The sequence below is a fragment of the Nocardioides sp. P4_G10 genome (genome assembly GCF_056401175.1).
Window position 1 is genome coordinate 377,184 of the sequence record NZ_JBFUJV010000001.1, and the last position, 15,841, is coordinate 393,024.

Genomic DNA, 15,841 nt, shown 5'->3' on the forward strand with positions numbered 1-15,841 from the left:
ACTTGCCTCATCTCGAGCGGGCCGAGCGGCGTCCCCCGCCGCGACCGGTCGAGGCGCTGCCCCGCCGCAGCCGGGTCCGGGCGGACGGGCCGCCGGCGCCCCCGCGGGCGTGGGCCGGGAACACCGCGTCGGCCAGGGCGGCGAGGGCGTTCACGAGTGGCGAGACGCCCAGATCGGCGACCGGGCGACCGCTCACCAGCGCCTGGTCGAGCCCGGCGCGGTCGTCGGGCAGGAAGTGCAGGCCGGCGACCCGGCTGAATCCCTCGACCATGCCGGCGATCTCCTTCTCCGACCACCCGATCGAGGACCGCATCCGGTTGACCGCCACGCGCACCGGCGTGCCGGGAGCCCGGTCACGCAGGTCGACCAGACCGCGGGCGAGCCGGGTGAGTCCCACGGGGTCGGCCGAGCCCACGACGACCACCTCGTCGGCCTGCTCGAGGGCGGCAAGGGTCAGGGCGTTGCGACCGGGGCGGCCGCCGAGGTCGGAGCCGGTGTCGTCCTCCAGGCTGAACCCGGTGTCGACCACGACCTGACCGTGGGTGCGCGCCCGCTCGAGCAGCTGGTCGACCTGTGCCGCGCGCACCTCCCGCCACCGGTCGGCACGCGGCAGGCCGGTGACCACGGCCAGGTGGTCCCCGACGCCTCGGCAGACCGAGGAGAAGCGGTCGTCGAGCTGGCCGGCGGCCGCGAGGCGGGAGGCGGACAGCAGGCCGGACACCTCGTCGAGGATGCCGAGCTGCTGGGCGACGGCACCGCCGTAGGGGTCCAGGTCGGCGAGCACCACCGCCACCTCGCGCCGGGCGAGCTCCCACGCCAGGTTGGTCGCGACCGTCGTGCGCCCGGGGGCGCCGGCCGGTCCCCACACGGCCACCAGACGCCCGGGCTCGGCCGTGGACACGTGCTCGACCTCGAGGCCGTGGACCGGCACGTCGTCGCGCGCGCGGGTGTCGGCGACGTCCTCGACGGTGGTGACCACCCGGGGCAGCGACGCCAGCTCCCCCCGGCCGACCAGGGCCGTGATGCCCAGGCGTCCGGCGTGCTCGCGGGCGTCGAGGTCCTCGGGGAGCGCCGAGGTCACGGCGACCGGGCGCACGGCATGGCGCCGCAGGTGGGCGACGCTCGCCGGGTCGAGGCCCGGGGCGTCGAGGGAGACGACGGCGACGTCGGCCTGGCCGCTCGTGACGGCCGCGAGCAGGTCGTCGACGTCGACGCAGCGCTTGAGGACCACCACTCCCGGGTGGGCCTCGAGGTCGGTCAGGGCCGGCGACTCCCACGCCTCGCCCGCCGCGAGCAGCAGCACGCAGATCACGCCGTCACCCCCTGCCGACGACCCGGACCCGGTCGTCGCCGACGGCGGCCAGGACCTCGCCGAGCTGCTCCTCGTCGGCCTCCGGGACGGCGAGGACGAGCTGCCGGCTGGTCGCCGATGCGAAGGCGTCGGACACCACCGGGGCGTCGAGGACCGCGACGTCGCCGAGGACGAGCTCGGCGGCCGCACCGCCACGACGCTGCGCGAGGGTCCGGTCGGCCACGACCCACACGTCGACCCGCGACCCACGGACCAGGTCGGTGGGGACGTGCTCGGGGGCGACCGCGATCGACAGCGACACCGTGTCGTCGGCCGCCTGCTCCCCCAGCGCGGCGGCCGGCACCAGCTCGCCCGCCGACAGCGGCCGGGTGAGGGTGAGCGCTGCCGGGAGCTCCTCGTCGACGCCGAGGTAGCGATCGTGGTCCGCCGCCTCGTCGAAGCGCACCCGGGTGGCCTCGAGGTCATCGGCGGTGAGCGTCTGCCCCGCCACCAGGTCCGACGAGGCGGCCCACACCGAGGTCATGTCGTCGGCACCGGCCAGGATGCGCGCACCCGCCACCACCGACCCCGTCACCAGGACCACCCCGATCCACAGCCGCGGGTCGCGCCACCCGGGCGACGTGGCCCGGGTGGCGGGCGGCACGTCGGTGGCACGGGCGGACGACGGGGCGGCTGGCGACGGGGCGTGACGGGAGGAACCGCGCGAGAAGGTCCGAGAGGTGGTCCGAGGCACGAGGCCATCATTGCCGCACCGGCCGGACTTCACACCTGTCTCTCCACAGGGACCGGCCGGGCGGCGACGGGCGCCGGGCACGCGGTGGCACCATGGCCCCATGGCCGACGACCCCCGCTTCCTGACGCTCGCCGACGTCGCGGAGGTGCTCAACACCTCCGGCGCGCAGGTCTACGCGCTGGTCCGTCGCGGCGAGCTGCCGGCGATCAAGATCGGCGGACGGGGCCAGTGGCGCGTCGAGCGGGTGCAGCTCGAGGAGTTCATCCAACGGATGTACGCCGACACGCGCACCTTCGTCGACCAGCACCCGTTCGTGGACGCCGACGCCGAATCGTCCGACAACTAGGCGCGTCGTGGGGTGACTATCCGACCTTGCCGTCGAGCTCGACCTTCACGACCCGCTCCTCGCCGCCGCGGACCACCGACATCTCGACGGTGTCGCCTGGCAGGTGGGTGCGGATGGCCACGATCAGGGCGATCCCGTCGTTGACCGGCTGGTCGTCGACCGCCGTGATGACGTCGTCCTTCTCCAGGCCGGCGCGCTCGGCCGGGGTGTCGGGCATGACCTCGGTGATCGTGGCTCCGTCGGCGTCGGGCTCGGCGCCGGTGCGCACCTGGGCTCCGATGACGGGGTACTCCGCCTTGCCGGTGCGCAGGATCTGGTCGACCGTGGTGCGCACCTGCTCGATCGGGATCGCGAAGCCGACGCCGATGTTGCCCGCCTCGCCGGACGCACCGCCGTTGGTGGCGATCGCGGAGTTCACCCCGACGACCTCGCCGGCGAGGTTGACCAGCGGACCGCCGGAGTTGCCCGGGTTGATCGCGGCGTCGGTCTGCACGGCGTTGATGTAGGAGGAGTTGTCCTCGGACTGCCCTGACGTGGTCACCGGCCGGTTGAGGGCGCTGACGATGCCCGAGGTCACGGTCTGGCTCAGGCCGAGCGGGGCACCGAAGGCGATCACGGGGTCACCGACGCGCAGGACCTGCGAGGACCCCAGCGCCGCGGGCTCGAGCTTGCCGCCGCCCTCGACGGCCAGCACGGCGAGGTCGTAGACCGAGCTGCGGCCCACCACGGTCGCCTCGAGGCGCTGGCCCTGGTGGTCGATGACGATGATCGAGCCGTCGTCCTCGGCCGCGGAGGCGACCACGTGGTCGTTGGTCACGACGTGGCCCTCGCGATCGAGGACGAAGCCGGAGCCGGTGGCTCCGCCCTCGCGACCGTCGAGCTCGGCCACGATCTGGACGGTGCTGGGGAGCAGCGCCTGCGCCACCGCGGCGACCGAGCCGTTGTCGGCCTCCAGCGGGGCGGCGGTCTGCGTCCGCACGCCGTTGATGCCGTTGTCGTTGGTGCCCGGCCGGGCGGCGAGCTCGTCCTGGATCGCACCGCCGGCGAGGCCGCCGAGCATGCCGACGACCAGGGCGAGACAGGCGACCGCGGGCCAGACCCACAGCGGGATCTTGCGGGAGACCGTCGTCGGGCCGGCGTACATCGGTCGCGCCTGGGGTCCCGGGCCGAACCAGGGCTGACCGGGCTGCTGGCCCGGCTGCTGGGGGTAGGGACCCTGGGTCGGGTACGGCACGGTCGGGGCCGCGGGTCCGGGGTCGGCGCCCGGCTGCTGCTGGGACGAGGCCTGCGGCTCGCCGAACGGCGTGCGGTGCGGCGGCGGGCCGTCGAGCATCCCGTCCTGGGGAGCAGCGGCGTCGTCGGGGCCGGGACCGTCAGGCCCGGCCTGCTCGGGGGCGGCGTGCTCGGGGGCGGCGTGCTCGGGGCCGGCGTCGTCGGGAGCGCCGTAGACACGACCCTCCGGCTGCACGGCTGGGGCGGGCTCGGGCTCGGGCTCGGGCTCGGGCTCTGTGGGGCGCCAACCGGCCAGGGGCTGGGTGGGTTCCTCGTCCTGCGCGCGCGGGAGCGACTGGTCGGTGACCTGCTCGTCCGGGGTCTGCTCGTCGGGCCTGTGCTCGTCGCTCACGGAGCAATCTTCTCCCGGATCGCCACAAGGCGCTCGGCCAGGGGCGTCCGGGAGGGTGAGACAGGTCCACGGGCGGCGCGGTCGTCACCGGTGACGGCCGGGCTCGCGGGACCGGTCGGCCGGCTCAGGTCCGTGACCGGCGGCCGGGGGTCGACGCGCGGGGCACCGGCCACGCCGAGGGCGAGCACGCCCACGACGCAGGCGCTCGCTGCGCCCCCGCCGATGGCGACGATGCCGCGGCGCGGGCGGTGGCGCGACGTCGGGAACTGCGGGGCGACCAGGCCGTGGCCGGCGCCGGGCTGCATCGACGAGCAGCGGCCCACCAGCTCCGACTTGAAGTCGTGGGATGGCTGGCCGGGACCGAAGGACAGCTGGGCGAGCTGGGTCTTGACCCATCCCTCCTGCTCGACGAGGTCACGGCAGGCGTGGCAGGCGTGGACGTGGCTCCAGCAGCGCTCCTCCTCCTCCGGCGCGAGGCGACCGTCGAGGAGTGCGCTGACCCGTGATCCGAGGTRGCTCATCACGACACCGGCCCACGCGCGTGGGGGGCGACGGGACCCGAGTAGCGCGAGCGCCCCGCGGCCGGCTCGCGGTGCGCGAGGGCCTTGCGGAGCATCGTGCGACCGCGGTGGATGYGCGAGCGAACGGTGCCGAGCTTGGCGTCCATGATCTCGGCGATCTCCTCGTAGCTGAGGCCCTCGACGTCGCAGAGCACGACCGCGGCCCGGAAGTCGGGCGGCAGGGTCGCCAGCGCCGTCTCGATGTCGTCGTCGAAGGTCCGGTCCGCCACCGCGAGCTCGGGCGCCGGGGCCGGGCTGGTCAGCCGGGCGGCGCGCTCGTCGGACAGCGGGTCGAAGCGGATGCGCTGCTTGCGGCGCGCACCGTCGAGGAAGAGGTTGGTGGTGATGCGGTGCAGCCACCCCTCGAACGTGCCCGGCGTGTAGGTGTCGAGGGACCGGAAGACCCGCACGAAGACTTCCTGGGTGAGGTCCTCGGCGTCGTGCCGGTTGCCCGTCAGGCGATAGGCCAGCCGGAACACGCGGTCGGAGTGCTGCTCCACGACCTCGTCCCACGTGGGCACGTCGACGGCATCGCTTGCGGCGTCGACGTGATCACCCACGGGCGCTCCCTGGCTCGTCTTCCTCGACCGCAGCTGCAACGGTTCGATGTCCTTCCTGACGCTAGGTATGCCGCCTGAGAGTTCCCTGTGAACCACATGCGGACCGACCAAGAACTTCTGCCCGGGTCACCGCCTCCAACGACCGAGGCGGTCCGTGTGTTCCCGGCCACGTCCGGCGGTTGCTGCGCGATAGAGTCGCCCGCGTGCCGAACAACACCGCGCCGATCAAGCCCGCGAGCTGGACCTACGCCGAGACGTTCGTGGCCGAGGACGAGCTCCTGGCCGCAGCCCGCAGCCGCGCCGAGGAGGTGGGGGTTGCCCCCGTCGGACCCGGCGTCGGCGCCGCCCTGCGCTTCCTCGCCTCCGTGCTCGACGCGCGCGCGGTCGTCGAGATCGGCACCGGCACGGGCGTGTCCGGGCTCTGGCTGCTGCGCGGAATGCGCGCCGACGGCGTGCTCACGACCGTCGACATCGAGGCCGAGCACCAGCGCCTCGCCAAGGAGACGTTCACCGAGGCCGGGATCCCCGGCAACCGCGCCCGCACCATCGCCGGGGCCGGGCTCGACGTGCTGCCCCGCCTCACCGACGGCCACTACGACATGGTCTTCTGCGACGGCGACAAGCGCGAGTACGCCGCCTACCTCAAGGAGGCGCTGCGACTGCTGCGTCCCGGCGGCGTCGTGGCGTTCGACAACGCGCTCTGGCACGACCGGGTCGCCGACCCCGCCCAGCGCGACGAGGAGACCGTCACCATCCGCGACCTCGGCCGGACGATCCTCGAGCACGAGGCGCTCGTGCCGGTGCTGCTGCCCGTCGGCGACGGCCTGCTCGCCGCGAAGAAGGAGTGGGCCCCCGAGGCCTGATCCGCGCGGCTGGTCGAGGCTAGAGGCGCGGGGCGGCCGTGAAGCCGTCCCAGCCCTCGGCGATCGCGACGACGTCGCACGCCTCGATGAGGATCGGCGGGCTCCCGATCATCCGGGTGCCGGGCGCGTCGTCGGCACCCTCGGTGAAGGTGCGCTGGAAGTCCTCGCGCGCCTCGCTGGTGGCGAAGACGTAGCAGCCCTCGAACCACTCCCCCGGCACCTGGCGCCAGGTCTTGAAGCGCAGCCCGGCCATCCCGGTGAACCGGGCGTGCGAGGTCTCCGCGACGTAGGAGGCGAGCTGTTCCTCGACCCCCTCCGGCGCGTCGGCGAGCGACCAGCGGACGGTGAGACCGAGCATCAGACGATCCCGGCCAGCGGGTCGTCGGAGCCGAGCCAGCTCAGCAGCAGGCGCGGACCCCAGCCGCTCGGGCCGGCGGTCCACTCGTAGCGGTCGGTCGGCGACTCCGCGGCGGAGGCGAAGTCGATGTGGGCCCACGGCACGTCGCCCGCGAAGTGCTGGAGGAAGAGCGCCGCGGTGATCGCGCCGGCGCCTCCTGCGGCGTTGTCGCCGTCGGCGATGCCGGAGGCCACCTTGTCCTCGTAGTCGGCGACGAGCGGCATCCGCCAGGTGTTCTCGCCCGACGCGGCCGAGGCGGCCCGCACCTGGTCGGCCAGGCCCTCGTGGTTGGCGAAGTAGCCGCCGGTCCACTGGCCGAGCGACACCTTCATCGCACCGGTCAGGGTGGCGATGTCGACGAGGGCGGCCGGCGCGATCTCGCTGACGGCGTACGCCATCGCGTCGGCCAGCACGAGGCGGCCCTCGGCGTCGGTGTTGTTGACCTCGGAGGTGCGACCTCCGAAGTGGGTGATCACGTCGCCGGGGCGCATCGCCGAGCCGCTGATGGCGTTCTCCGCGGCCGGCACCAGGCCAACCACGCGGATCGGGCAGTCGACGTCGCGGAGCGCAGCCATCGTGGCGATGACGGCACCGCCGCCGCTCATGTCGCGCTTCATCGTCAGCATGCCCTCGCTGGGCTTGATGTCGAGGCCGCCGGTGTCGAAGGTGATGCCCTTGCCGACGAGGACCACCGTGGGCATGCGCTTGGTGGCCCCGCGCGGGGTGTAGTCCATGCGGATCAGCCGGGGCTCGTTGACGGAGGCGCCGCCGACGGCGCGGATGCCGCCGAAGCCCTCGGCCTCGAGCCGTGCGTCGTCCCAGACCTGCACCTCGAGGCCGGCGTGCTCGCCGACCTCGACGGCCTGCTCGGCCAGCCAGGCCGGGGTCTTCAGGTTCGCCGGGACGGTCGCCAGGGTGCGGGAGCGCCAGCCGGCGCCGCCGTGCGCGATCGCCCGGGCAAGCTCGTCGTCGGCGCCGTCGCCGTCCACACCCGCGAGGACGATCCGGGTGACCGGTCGCTCCTTGGGCCCSTTGGAGCGCCAGTGGAAGGCGAACGAGCCGAGCATCGCCCCGACGACGAAGGCACCGAGGCCCTCGTCGGGCGCGATCGACGCGAGCGACGTCACGACGTTGCCGCGGTCCTTGGTGGCGCGGGCCAGCGCAGCGCCGGCACGACGGAGGTCGGTCGTGGTGGCCTCGCCGACACCGACGAGCAGCACCAGGCCTGGCCCCTCGGAAGCCCCGTCGGACGTGTCTCCGGTGGCGCGACCGGCGACCGGGACCGTGGTCAGCTCGCCGGTGCGACCGGTGGCCCGCGACGCCTCGAGCGCGGCGAGGAGATCGACGCCGAGGGCGTCACCGGCCTCGTCGGCACCCGGGCCGAGGAGCGGCCCGTCCTCATCCGGGAGGACCGGGAACGCCCAGACCTCCGCGCCGCCGATCTGGTGCGGCAGCGCGGGGCTCAGTGCGAACTCGGGCGGCGAGACCTGGGGCGGCAGTGCGGTGCTGGGCACGATCAGCCGACGACGTCCTTGAGGGCGTCACCGAGAGCCGAGGCCTCCTCGGCGTTGAGCTCCACCACCAGCCGTCCACCGCCCTCGAGCGGGACGCGCATGACGATGCCGCGTCCTTCCTTGGTGACCTCGAGCGGTCCGTCGCCCGTGCGGGGCTTCATGGCGGCCATCGGCGCACCTCTTCCTGTTCAGCCATCACTGGATGTGGCTCATCACATGCGAATCGAGGCGGCTGAGTCGTTCGGCCACCTCGATCGGCGTCGTACGACGTCCATTATCCCCCATGACCCGCGTGATCGGCACCACAGGGCGGTAACACCCCAACTTGGTCAGGCAGACTGCGGCCATGACGACCTCCGAACCCGACCGTGCCGCCGGACCCACCGCGGGCGACAGCACCGGCGCCGCCCCCGTCCTGCTCCACGTGGAGGACGGCGTCGCGACGATCACGCTCAACCGTCCCGAGGCGATGAACGGCCTCGACGTGGCCACCAAGGACCTGCTGCGCGACACCGTCCACCGGGTCGGCGAGGACCCGGAGGTGCGGTGCGTCGTGCTCACCGGCAGCGGCCGCGCCTTCTGCGTCGGGCAGGACCTCAAGGAGCACCTCGCCGGGCTGAAGGGCGAGGCCGACATCCCGCTCTCGGAGACCGTCGAACAGCACTACAACCCGATCGTGCTGGCCCTCGCGACGATGCCCAAGCCCGTCATCGCGGCGGTCAACGGCGTCGCGGCCGGCGCCGGGGCCAGCCTGGCCTTCGCCGCCGACTTCCGGGTCGTCGTCGACTCGGCCGGCTTCAACACCTCCTTCGCCGGCGTCGCGCTCTCCTGCGACACCGGGTCGAGCTGGACGCTGCCCCGCCTCGTGGGCCGCGCCAAGGCGATGGAGCTGCTCTACTTCCCGCGCACCGTGTCGGCCCAGGAGGCCCTCGAGCTGGGGCTGGCCACGCAGGTGGTCACCGCGGAGGAGCTCCCGCAGGCCGTGGGCCAGCTGGCCGCGCGGTTGGCCTCGGGCCCGACGGTGGCGTTCGGCTCGATGCGGCAGGCAGTGGCGTACGCCGCCGCACACCCGCTGGAGGAGTCACTGGCGTTCGAGGCCGACAAGATGGCGCTGACCGGCGGCACCGAGGACCACCTCGCCGCGGTCGACGCGTTCATGGCCAAGGAGAAGCCGGCCTTCCACGGTCGCTGAGCCACGGTCCCTGAGCCACGGTCGCTGAGCTCAGCCGCGGCGCGCCCGGTGGGCGCCGATCACGCCGAGCAGCTGCCGGGGCGCCTGGACGGTCATCCGGTGCCGCGAGGGCCGGCCGCCGTACTCCACGGTGAGCGCCGACCCGCGGAAGCGGTGGTTGAACCACATCGTCATGGTGCCGTGGCACAGCCCGCCGCAGTCGAGGGCGGTGCGGGGCAGCCGCAGGGCACGCGCCAGGCGCCGGGCGAAGCCGGCGTCCTTGGTGTCGGTGTCGACGCCGTGCAGCGGCTGGTGGAAGCTGATCACCCGGCGCGGGTCGACCTCCTCGAGGAAGGCCATGACCGCCCGCGTCTCCGGCTCGCTCGCCGGCCGGGGGCCGGACTCGTAGGTGCCGTCGAGGTCCTTCCACAGGTGCGGGAAGTTGCGGTTGAGGTCGACGCCGCGGGCGTTGCGGCGGGTCCCCCGGGCCAGCCCGTCGGGGTTGTAGGTCGGGATGACCCACAGGTCGATGCCACGCACCGGTCGCCCGTCGCGCAGGGTCTCGAGGATCCGGCGGGTGTGCGGCTCGTTGCCGTGCATCGTCGACACCAGCACCATGCGTCGCTTGCCCGGCTCACCGAGCCGCCACGCACGGATCGGTCGTCCCTTGACGGAGTGGCCGATCGTGCGGACCTCGACGACGGCGGGGCGGTCGACGGGCGTGGCCGCGTCGACCGCGGCGGCGGCCGGTCCGGGCGCGGGCTGGGTGAGCCCCGCGGCGGTCAGGGCCGCGACCGCCAGCACGGCGGCGTACGCCGACCGGGCGCGGAGCGCAGGCATCACACGGCCGCGGTGAGGTAGGCGTAGGTGAAGACGAGGACGCCGACCACCATGCCGAGGTGCGCCAGCAGGGACAGGCCGGGCCCGTCGCTCCACGAGTCGCCGGAGGCCTCGGGCGCGTGGCGTCCCTTGGCGGGCAGCCAGCGCGCGAGGATCAGCAGCCCGCAGATGGCGGTGAGCCACCAGCAGGCGATCGCGAGGATGCCGACGAGCGGTCCTCCGAGCAGGGAGTCCTCCGGTGCGATGAGCACGCCCAGCCACAGGACGAGGGCGACGATGCCGGCCACGAAGTGCGTGAGGGGCACGCGGCTGCTGATGGAGAAGCGGCCCGCCGCTGCGGCCCCGCTCAGGCGGAGCCGGGTCAGCACGATCGCCACGGCAGCGAGGGCCGTGAGGATCCAGACGACGATCGGGAACGACATGACGCGGCAGTCTGCCCTAGACGCCCGGCGCCTCGCCAGACGAGGCGTCGGGCCCGGGCTCGTCGCGGTGCCGCTCCTCCATCTCGGACGCCAGCCGGGCGAGGACCTCGTCGACGTCGGACATCCGGTAGCCGCGGAACGCGAGCGGGAACCGCACCGTGCGCAGGTCCTGCGCCGCGATCGGTCGGTCGTCGGGCAGCGCGAGGTCGGGTCGGTCGTCGTACGCCGGGGCCATCGATCCGCCGCGGCCGGAGGCCACCATCGCGACGCCGCCCATGGCCAGGACGACGAGGACGGCGAAGAACCACATCATCATTCGGGCCGCTCCGGCTCGGGGTCGGGCCAGCGGCCCTCACGTGCGGYCACCATCAGCGACACCGCCTCGTCGACGTCGTCGGTCAGCACCATCATGTCGAGGTCGGCGGCGTTGATCTTGCCCTCGGCCAGCACCGTCGCCCGCAGCCAGTCGACCAGGCCGGCCCAGTAGCTCGTGCCGATGAGCACGATGGGGAACGACGTCACCTTGCGCGTCTGCACCAGCGTCAGCGCCTCGAAAAGCTCGTCGAGGGTGCCGAGGCCGCCGGGCAGGACCACGAAGCCCTGGGAGTACTTGACGAACATCGTCTTGCGGGCGAAGAAGTAGCGGAAGTTGATGCCCTTGTCGACCCACTGGTTGAGCCCGGACTCGAAGGGCAGCTCGATGCCGAGGCCGATGCTCGCGCCGCCGGCCTCGCAGGCGCCCTTGTTGGCCGCCTCCATCGCCCCGGGACCGCCGCCGGTGATGACGGCGAAGCCGGCGTCGACGAGCTTGCGGCCGACCTCCTCGCCGATCGCGTAGGAGGGGTGGTCGACCGACGTGCGCGCGGAGCCGAAGACCGCGATGGCCGGACCGGTCTCGGCGAGCGCGCCGAAGCCCTCGACGAACTCCGCCTGGATCCGCAGGACGCGCCACGGGTCGGTGTGGACCCAGTCGGTCAGGCCACGGGAGTCGAGGAGACGCTGGTCGGTGGTGCTGCCCTCGTGCACCTGGCCGCGACGCTCGATGACGGGACCCGTCACGCGGTCGGCCTGCCGGTCGTTGCGTGAGGTGTTCATGCCAGCCACTCCTTGAGGATCCGCTCGCAGCGCTCGATGTGCTCGGTGGGGACGTGCTCGTCCTGCTTGTGGGCGAACATCGGGTCGCCGGGGCCGAAGTTCACCGCCGGGACGCCGAGCCTGGTGAACTGGGCGACGTCGGTCCAGCCGAACTTCGGGGCGACCTCGCCGCCGACCGCCTCGACGAACGCCTTGGCCGCCGGCCGGTCCAGGCCCGGCATCGCGCCGGCGGCCAGGTCGGTCACCGTGACGTCGTAGCCCTCGAAGAAGTCGCGCACGAACGCCTCGGCGTCCGCCTCGCTGCGGTCGGGGGCGAAGCGGAAGTTGACCTCGACGACGCACTCGTCGGGGATCACGTTGCCGGCGACACCACCCCGGATGCCGGTCGCGTTCAGGCCCTCGTGGAAGGCGAGGCCGTCGATCTCCGGCTGCCGCGCGACGTAGTCGTTGAGCCGGCCGAGCACGGGACCTGCGAGGTGGATGGCGTTGACGCCCTTCCAGCTGCGCGCGCTGTGCGAGCGCTCGCCCGTGGTGCGGACGTCGACGCGCATCGTGCCCTGGCAGCCCGCCTCGATCGCGGCGTTGCTCGGCTCCATCAGGATCGCGAAGTCGGCCTGCAGCAGGTCGGGGTCGCTCTCGGTCAGCTTGCGCAGGCCGTTGTGGACCGAGTCGACCTCCTCGGCCTCGTAGAAGATGAAGGTCAGGTCGCGGTTGGGCGAGGTCACGTCGGCGGCGAGCTTGAGCATCACCGCGTCGCCGCCCTTCATGTCGCAGCTGCCGAGCCCGTGCAGGATGCCGTCCTCGAGGCGGGAGGGCAGGTTGTCGTTGAGCGGGACGGTGTCGAGGTGTCCCGCGATCACCACCCGCTCCCCCAGGCCGAGCTCGGTGCGCGCCACGACGGTGTGGCCGCGCCGGGTCACGGTGAGGTGCGGCAGTGGGGTCAGGGCCGTCTCGACGGCGTCGGCGATCTCCTGCTCCTCGTGGCTGACGGAGAAGATGTCGACGAGCTGCTGGGTCAGGGAGACGACGTCGGCGGACAGGTCGAGGTGGGCCATGCCCTGATTCAACCAGCCGCGCCGCGCGTCAGGCCCGTGCCACCTCGACCGCGACCTCGGCGGCGTCGACGTACGACACCGCGGTGGCCAGCGTCTCGTCAGCGATCAGGGCCTCGTGGGTCCGGGCCGCGGCCAGGGTGGCCTCGGGACCGGTGATCGTCAGGCTGATCCGGTCGCTCACCTGCAGGCCGGCGTCCTTGCGGGCCTGCTGGACCGCGCGGACCAGGTCGCGGGCGGCGCCCTCGGCCTCGAGCTCGGGCGTGACGGCGGTGTCGAGGACGACGAAGCCGCCGCGCGGCAGCATGCCGAGCGCGGAGTCCTCGTCCGACGACCCGGCCACGGTCTCGAGGGCGTACTCCCCCTCGACGAGCGCGAGCCCACCGGCGGTCACGGTCCCGTCGTCGGCGACCGACCAGTCGCCGGACTTCGAGCCCTTGATCGCCAGCTGGACGTCCTTGCCGAGGCGCGGACCGGCCGCGCGGGCGTTGACCGTGAGCCGCTGCGAGACGCCGTACGACTCCGCCTCGGGCGCGTCGACCGCGAGGACCTGGACGGCCTTGAGGTTCAGCTCGTCGGCGACCAGCTGCTCGAAGCCGTCGAGGTCGGCGTCGGTGACGACGGTCAGGCGCGCCAGCGGGAGGCGGTTGCGGAGGTTGGCGGCCTTGCGCAGCGCCGAGCCGGCCGAGCAGACGTCGCGGACGGTGTCCATCGACGCGACCAGCGACTCGTCGGCGGGCAGGTCGTCGGCGGACGGCCAGTCGGTCAGGTGGACCGAGCGCTCGCCGGTGAGGCCGCGCCAGACCTCCTCGGTGGTCAACGGCATCAGCGGCGCGGTGGCGCGGCAGACGACCTCGAGCACCGTGTGGAGGGTGTCGAACGCGTCGGCGTCCTCGTCCCAGAAGCGCTCGCGGGAGCGTCGGATGTACCAGTTGGTCAGCACGTCGAGGAAGCTGCGCGTCGAGTCGCACGCCGCCGCCACCTCGTAGTTGTCGAGCTGGTCGGTCATCGCGGCGACGTAGTCACGCAGCTTGGCCAGGATGTAGCGGTCCATCGGGTGTGCGCTGTCGGTGCGCCACGTGGCGTCGTACCCCTCGCCGCCCTTGGCCGCGTTGGCGTACAGGCTGAAGAAGGACCAGCTGTTCCACAGCGGGATCAGCACCTGCCGCACCGAGTCGCGGATGCCCTGCTCGGTGACGACGAGGTTGCCGCCGCGGAGGATCGGGCTCGACATGAGGAACCAGCGCATCGCGTCGGCGCCGTCGCGGTCGAAGACCTCGCGCACGTCGGGGTAGTTGCGCAGGGACTTCGACATCTTCTGGCCGTCGTTGCCGAGCACGATGCCGTGGCTGAGGCAGGTCGAGAACGCCGGGCGGTCGAAGATCGCGCCGGCCAGGACGTGCATCGTGTAGAACCAGCCGCGGGTCTGGCCGATGTACTCGACGATGAAGTCGCCCGGGAAGTGGTTGTCGAACCAGTCCTTGTTCTCGAACGGGTAGTGCACCTGCGCGAACGACATAGAGCCGGAGTCGAACCACACGTCGAGGACGTCCGTGACGCGGCGCATCGTGGACTTCCCGGTCGGGTCGTCCGGGTTCGGCCGGGTCAGCTCGTCGACGAACGGGCGGTGCAGGTCGGGGTTGCCGTCCTTGTCGCGCGGCAGCGTGCCGAAGTCACGCTCGATCTCCTCGAAGGAGCCGTAGACGTCGACGCGCGGGTGGTGCTCGTCGTCGGACTTCCACACCGGCACCGGGCTGCCCCAGAAGCGGTTGCGGGTGATCGACCAGTCGCGGGCGTTCTCCAGCCACTTGCCGAACTGGCCGTCCTTGATGTGCTCGGGCACCCAGCGGATGTCCTGGTTGAGCGCCATCAGGCGCTCCTTGACCTTGGTCACCTCGACGAACCACGACGAGACGCCCTTGTAGATCAGCGGCTGCCGGCAGCGCCAGCAGTGCGGGTAGGAGTGGTCGTACGTCTCGCGCCGCACCAGGACCGTGCCGGGCGTGACCGAGCCGCCCTGCTCGCCCTTCGTGACCGCCTTGAGGTGGTCGATGATGTGGAGGTTGGCGTCGAAGACCTGCATGCCCTCGTAGTCGGTGACGGGGAACGTGAAGCGCCCGTCCTTGCCGACCGGCATGACCGCCTCGATGCCCTCGCGGTCGGTGACGACCTTGTCGTCCTCACCGAAGGCGCCGGCGGTGTGCACCAGCCCGGTGCCGTCCGTGGTCGTGACGAACTCGGCGGGCACGAGGCGGAAGGCGCGCTCGTGGCCGGCGTAGTAGCTGAACGGCGGGGCGTACTCCAGGCCGACGAGGTCGGCGCCCTTGCCGCGCCAGGTCACGGTGGGCTCGTCGCCCAGCTCGCGGGCGTACGACGCCACGCGGGCCTCGGCGAGGAGGTAGCGCTCGGCGCTGCCGGTCGGTCCGTCCGACTCGACGACGACGTAGTCGATGTCCTCGCCGACCATCACCGCGAGGTTGGACGGCAGGGTCCACGGCGTCGTCGTCCAGACGAGCACCTTGACGCCTGTGAACGGGCCGTCGGTCGTGACGTCGTAGCCGACGGTGACGGCCGGGTCCTGCCGCATCTGGTAGACGTCGTCGTCCATGCGCAGCTCGTGGTTGGACAGCGGCGTCTCGTCCTGCCAGCAGTAGGGCAGCACGCGGAAGCCCTCGTAGACCAGGCCCTTCTCGTGCAGCTGCTTGAAGGCCCAGATGACCGACTCCATGAACTCCGGGTTCATGGTGCGGTAGTCGTTGTCGAAGTCGACCCAGCGCGCCTGGCGGGTGACGTAGTCGCGCCACTCGCCGGTGTACTTCAGGACCGACTGGCGGCAGGCCTCGTTGAACTTCTCGATGCCCAGCTCGACGATCTCGTCGGTGGTCTTGATGCCGTTGAGCCGCATCGCCTCGAGCTCGGCGGGCAGGCCGTGGGTGTCCCAGCCGAAGCGGCGCTCGACCTTGTGGCCGCGCATCGTCTGGTAGCGCGGGATGAGGTCCTTGACGTAGCCGGTGAGCAGGTGGCCGTAGTGCGGCAGGCCGTTGGCGAACGGCGGGCCGTCGTAGAAGACGAACTCGTTGCTGCCGTCGGCGCCGGCGTCACGCTGCTCGACGCTCGCCCGGAAGGTGTCGTCGGACTCCCAGTACGCCAGCACCGCTTCCTCGATGTCGGGGAAGCGCGGGCTGCTGGCGACGGTGGTGGCGTCGGTGTGGCTGACCTTGGGGTACGTCATGCGGCTGGCTCGACTCTCGACTCGTGGGATGACTCCACGAGGACGATCGGCTGACCGCGGTACCACCTCGCTTGCCGCCAACCCTCTGGCGACCGCTCGTTCCGGCTGTGTCGGGCCGCA

At 72.7% G+C, this 15,841-nt stretch carries 17 protein-coding genes; 3 read left to right on the forward strand and 14 right to left on the reverse strand.

Features of this window, described 5'->3' with window-relative positions:
- Positions 1 to 7 precede the first annotated feature (7 nt).
- A complete protein-coding gene (locus AC1DP1_RS01815) occupies positions 8 to 1,312 on the reverse strand; it encodes a CpaE/TadZ family protein (RefSeq protein ID WP_477505380.1) in 1,305 nt (434 codons plus the stop codon).
- Between the two features lie 4 nt (positions 1,313 to 1,316).
- Positions 1,317 to 2,045 (reverse strand): CpaB family protein, encoded by a 729-nt coding sequence (locus tag AC1DP1_RS01820; RefSeq protein WP_477505381.1) that lies wholly within the window; start codon positions 2,043 to 2,045, stop codon positions 1,317 to 1,319.
- Between the two features lie 100 nt (positions 2,046 to 2,145).
- On the opposite strand from AC1DP1_RS01820, the gene AC1DP1_RS01825 reads away from it, so the two are divergent.
- Positions 2,146 to 2,391, forward strand: a complete 246-nt coding sequence (locus AC1DP1_RS01825) for a helix-turn-helix domain-containing protein (protein WP_457184678.1) — start codon at positions 2,146 to 2,148, stop codon at positions 2,389 to 2,391.
- Between the two features lie 16 nt (positions 2,392 to 2,407).
- Here the strand turns inward: AC1DP1_RS01825 and AC1DP1_RS01830 are convergent, their stop codons facing one another.
- Genes AC1DP1_RS01830 through sigE form a run of 3 tightly spaced genes read right to left on the reverse strand, consistent with a single transcriptional unit; the run spans position 2,408 to position 5,135 of the window.
- The gene (locus AC1DP1_RS01830) at positions 2,408 to 4,015 is read right to left on the reverse strand and encodes a S1C family serine protease (protein ID WP_477505382.1); all 1,608 of its coding nucleotides are present in this window, start codon (positions 4,013 to 4,015) and stop codon (positions 2,408 to 2,410) included.
- Positions 4,012 to 4,536, reverse strand: a complete 525-nt coding sequence (locus AC1DP1_RS01835) for an anti-sigma factor family protein (RefSeq protein ID WP_477505383.1) — start codon at positions 4,534 to 4,536, stop codon at positions 4,012 to 4,014. Before AC1DP1_RS01835 ends, AC1DP1_RS01830 begins: the two co-directional genes overlap by 4 nt.
- A complete protein-coding gene (gene sigE / locus AC1DP1_RS01840; RefSeq protein ID WP_477505384.1) occupies positions 4,536 to 5,135 on the reverse strand; it encodes an RNA polymerase sigma factor SigE in 600 nt (199 codons plus the stop codon). The genes AC1DP1_RS01835 and sigE overlap by 1 nt, the downstream gene beginning before the upstream one ends.
- Positions 5,136 to 5,338: 203 nt before the next feature.
- Between sigE and AC1DP1_RS01845 the strand changes: the two genes are divergently transcribed.
- Entirely contained in the window at positions 5,339 to 5,998 is a 660-nt protein-coding gene (locus AC1DP1_RS01845) for an O-methyltransferase (RefSeq protein WP_477505385.1), read from the forward strand.
- 19 nt (positions 5,999 to 6,017) lie between these two features.
- Here AC1DP1_RS01845 and AC1DP1_RS01850 read toward each other — a convergent pair whose 3' ends face one another.
- The 3 genes from AC1DP1_RS01850 to AC1DP1_RS01860 are packed head-to-tail and all read right to left on the reverse strand — an operon-like array spanning position 6,018 to position 8,079.
- Complete coding sequence (locus AC1DP1_RS01850; RefSeq protein WP_477505386.1) at positions 6,018 to 6,356, reverse strand: hypothetical protein; 339 nt, start codon at positions 6,354 to 6,356, stop codon at positions 6,018 to 6,020.
- Positions 6,356 to 7,909, reverse strand: coding sequence for a leucyl aminopeptidase family protein (locus tag AC1DP1_RS01855; protein ID WP_477505387.1), 1,554 nt, complete (start codon positions 7,907 to 7,909; stop codon positions 6,356 to 6,358). Before AC1DP1_RS01855 ends, AC1DP1_RS01850 begins: the two co-directional genes overlap by 1 nt.
- Positions 7,910 to 7,911: 2 nt before the next feature.
- Positions 7,912 to 8,079, reverse strand: coding sequence for a DUF3117 domain-containing protein (locus AC1DP1_RS01860; protein ID WP_191196319.1), 168 nt, complete (start codon positions 8,077 to 8,079; stop codon positions 7,912 to 7,914).
- Positions 8,080 to 8,255: 176 nt separating this feature from the next.
- Here AC1DP1_RS01860 and AC1DP1_RS01865 point away from each other — a divergent pair, with 176 nt between their 5' ends.
- Entirely contained in the window at positions 8,256 to 9,101 is an 846-nt protein-coding gene (locus tag AC1DP1_RS01865; protein ID WP_477505388.1) for an enoyl-CoA hydratase/isomerase family protein, read from the forward strand.
- Between the two features lie 30 nt (positions 9,102 to 9,131).
- On the opposite strand, the gene AC1DP1_RS01870 is transcribed toward AC1DP1_RS01865, so the two are convergent.
- Genes AC1DP1_RS01870 through ileS form a run of 6 tightly spaced genes read right to left on the reverse strand, consistent with a single transcriptional unit; the run spans position 9,132 to position 15,721 of the window.
- Positions 9,132 to 9,920 (reverse strand): M14 family zinc carboxypeptidase, encoded by a 789-nt coding sequence (locus AC1DP1_RS01870; RefSeq protein ID WP_477505389.1) that lies wholly within the window; start codon positions 9,918 to 9,920, stop codon positions 9,132 to 9,134.
- On the reverse strand, positions 9,920 to 10,342 hold the full coding sequence (locus tag AC1DP1_RS01875; protein WP_477505390.1) for a hypothetical protein: 423 nt from the start codon (positions 10,340 to 10,342) through the stop codon (positions 9,920 to 9,922). The genes AC1DP1_RS01870 and AC1DP1_RS01875 overlap by 1 nt, the downstream gene beginning before the upstream one ends.
- A gap of 16 nt (positions 10,343 to 10,358) precedes the next feature.
- The gene (locus AC1DP1_RS01880) at positions 10,359 to 10,658 is read right to left on the reverse strand and encodes a DivIVA domain-containing protein (RefSeq protein WP_457184687.1); all 300 of its coding nucleotides are present in this window, start codon (positions 10,656 to 10,658) and stop codon (positions 10,359 to 10,361) included.
- Complete coding sequence (locus AC1DP1_RS01885; RefSeq protein WP_477505391.1) at positions 10,655 to 11,437, reverse strand: LOG family protein; 783 nt, start codon at positions 11,435 to 11,437, stop codon at positions 10,655 to 10,657. Before AC1DP1_RS01885 ends, AC1DP1_RS01880 begins: the two co-directional genes overlap by 4 nt.
- The gene (dapE, locus tag AC1DP1_RS01890; RefSeq protein WP_477505392.1) at positions 11,434 to 12,492 is read right to left on the reverse strand and encodes a succinyl-diaminopimelate desuccinylase; all 1,059 of its coding nucleotides are present in this window, start codon (positions 12,490 to 12,492) and stop codon (positions 11,434 to 11,436) included. Before dapE ends, AC1DP1_RS01885 begins: the two co-directional genes overlap by 4 nt.
- Before the next feature lie 28 nt (positions 12,493 to 12,520).
- Positions 12,521 to 15,721, reverse strand: coding sequence for an isoleucine--tRNA ligase (ileS, locus tag AC1DP1_RS01895; protein ID WP_477505393.1), 3,201 nt, complete (start codon positions 15,719 to 15,721; stop codon positions 12,521 to 12,523).
- Between the last annotated feature and the right edge of the window lie 120 nt (positions 15,722 to 15,841).

What these genes read in the sequence shown, in the direction of transcription:
- AC1DP1_RS01825 (WP_457184678.1), top strand. Translation starts at nt 2,146, where the DNA reads ATGGCCGACGACCCCCGCTTCCTGACGCTCGCCGACGTCGCGGAGGTG.
- ileS (WP_477505393.1), bottom strand. Translation starts at nt 15,721, where the DNA reads ATGACGTACCCCAAGGTCAGCCACACCGACGCCACCACCGTCGCCAGC.
- AC1DP1_RS01880 (WP_457184687.1), bottom strand. Translation starts at nt 10,658, where the DNA reads ATGATGATGTGGTTCTTCGCCGTCCTCGTCGTCCTGGCCATGGGCGGC.
- AC1DP1_RS01870 (WP_477505389.1), bottom strand. Translation starts at nt 9,920, where the DNA reads ATGCCTGCGCTCCGCGCCCGGTCGGCGTACGCCGCCGTGCTGGCGGTC.
- AC1DP1_RS01865 (WP_477505388.1), top strand. Translation starts at nt 8,256, where the DNA reads ATGACGACCTCCGAACCCGACCGTGCCGCCGGACCCACCGCGGGCGAC.
- AC1DP1_RS01850 (WP_477505386.1), bottom strand. Translation starts at nt 6,356, where the DNA reads ATGCTCGGTCTCACCGTCCGCTGGTCGCTCGCCGACGCGCCGGAGGGG.
- AC1DP1_RS01860 (WP_191196319.1), bottom strand. Translation starts at nt 8,079, where the DNA reads ATGGCCGCCATGAAGCCCCGCACGGGCGACGGACCGCTCGAGGTCACC.
- AC1DP1_RS01875 (WP_477505390.1), bottom strand. Translation starts at nt 10,342, where the DNA reads ATGTCGTTCCCGATCGTCGTCTGGATCCTCACGGCCCTCGCTGCCGTG.
- dapE (WP_477505392.1), bottom strand. Translation starts at nt 12,492, where the DNA reads ATGGCCCACCTCGACCTGTCCGCCGACGTCGTCTCCCTGACCCAGCAG.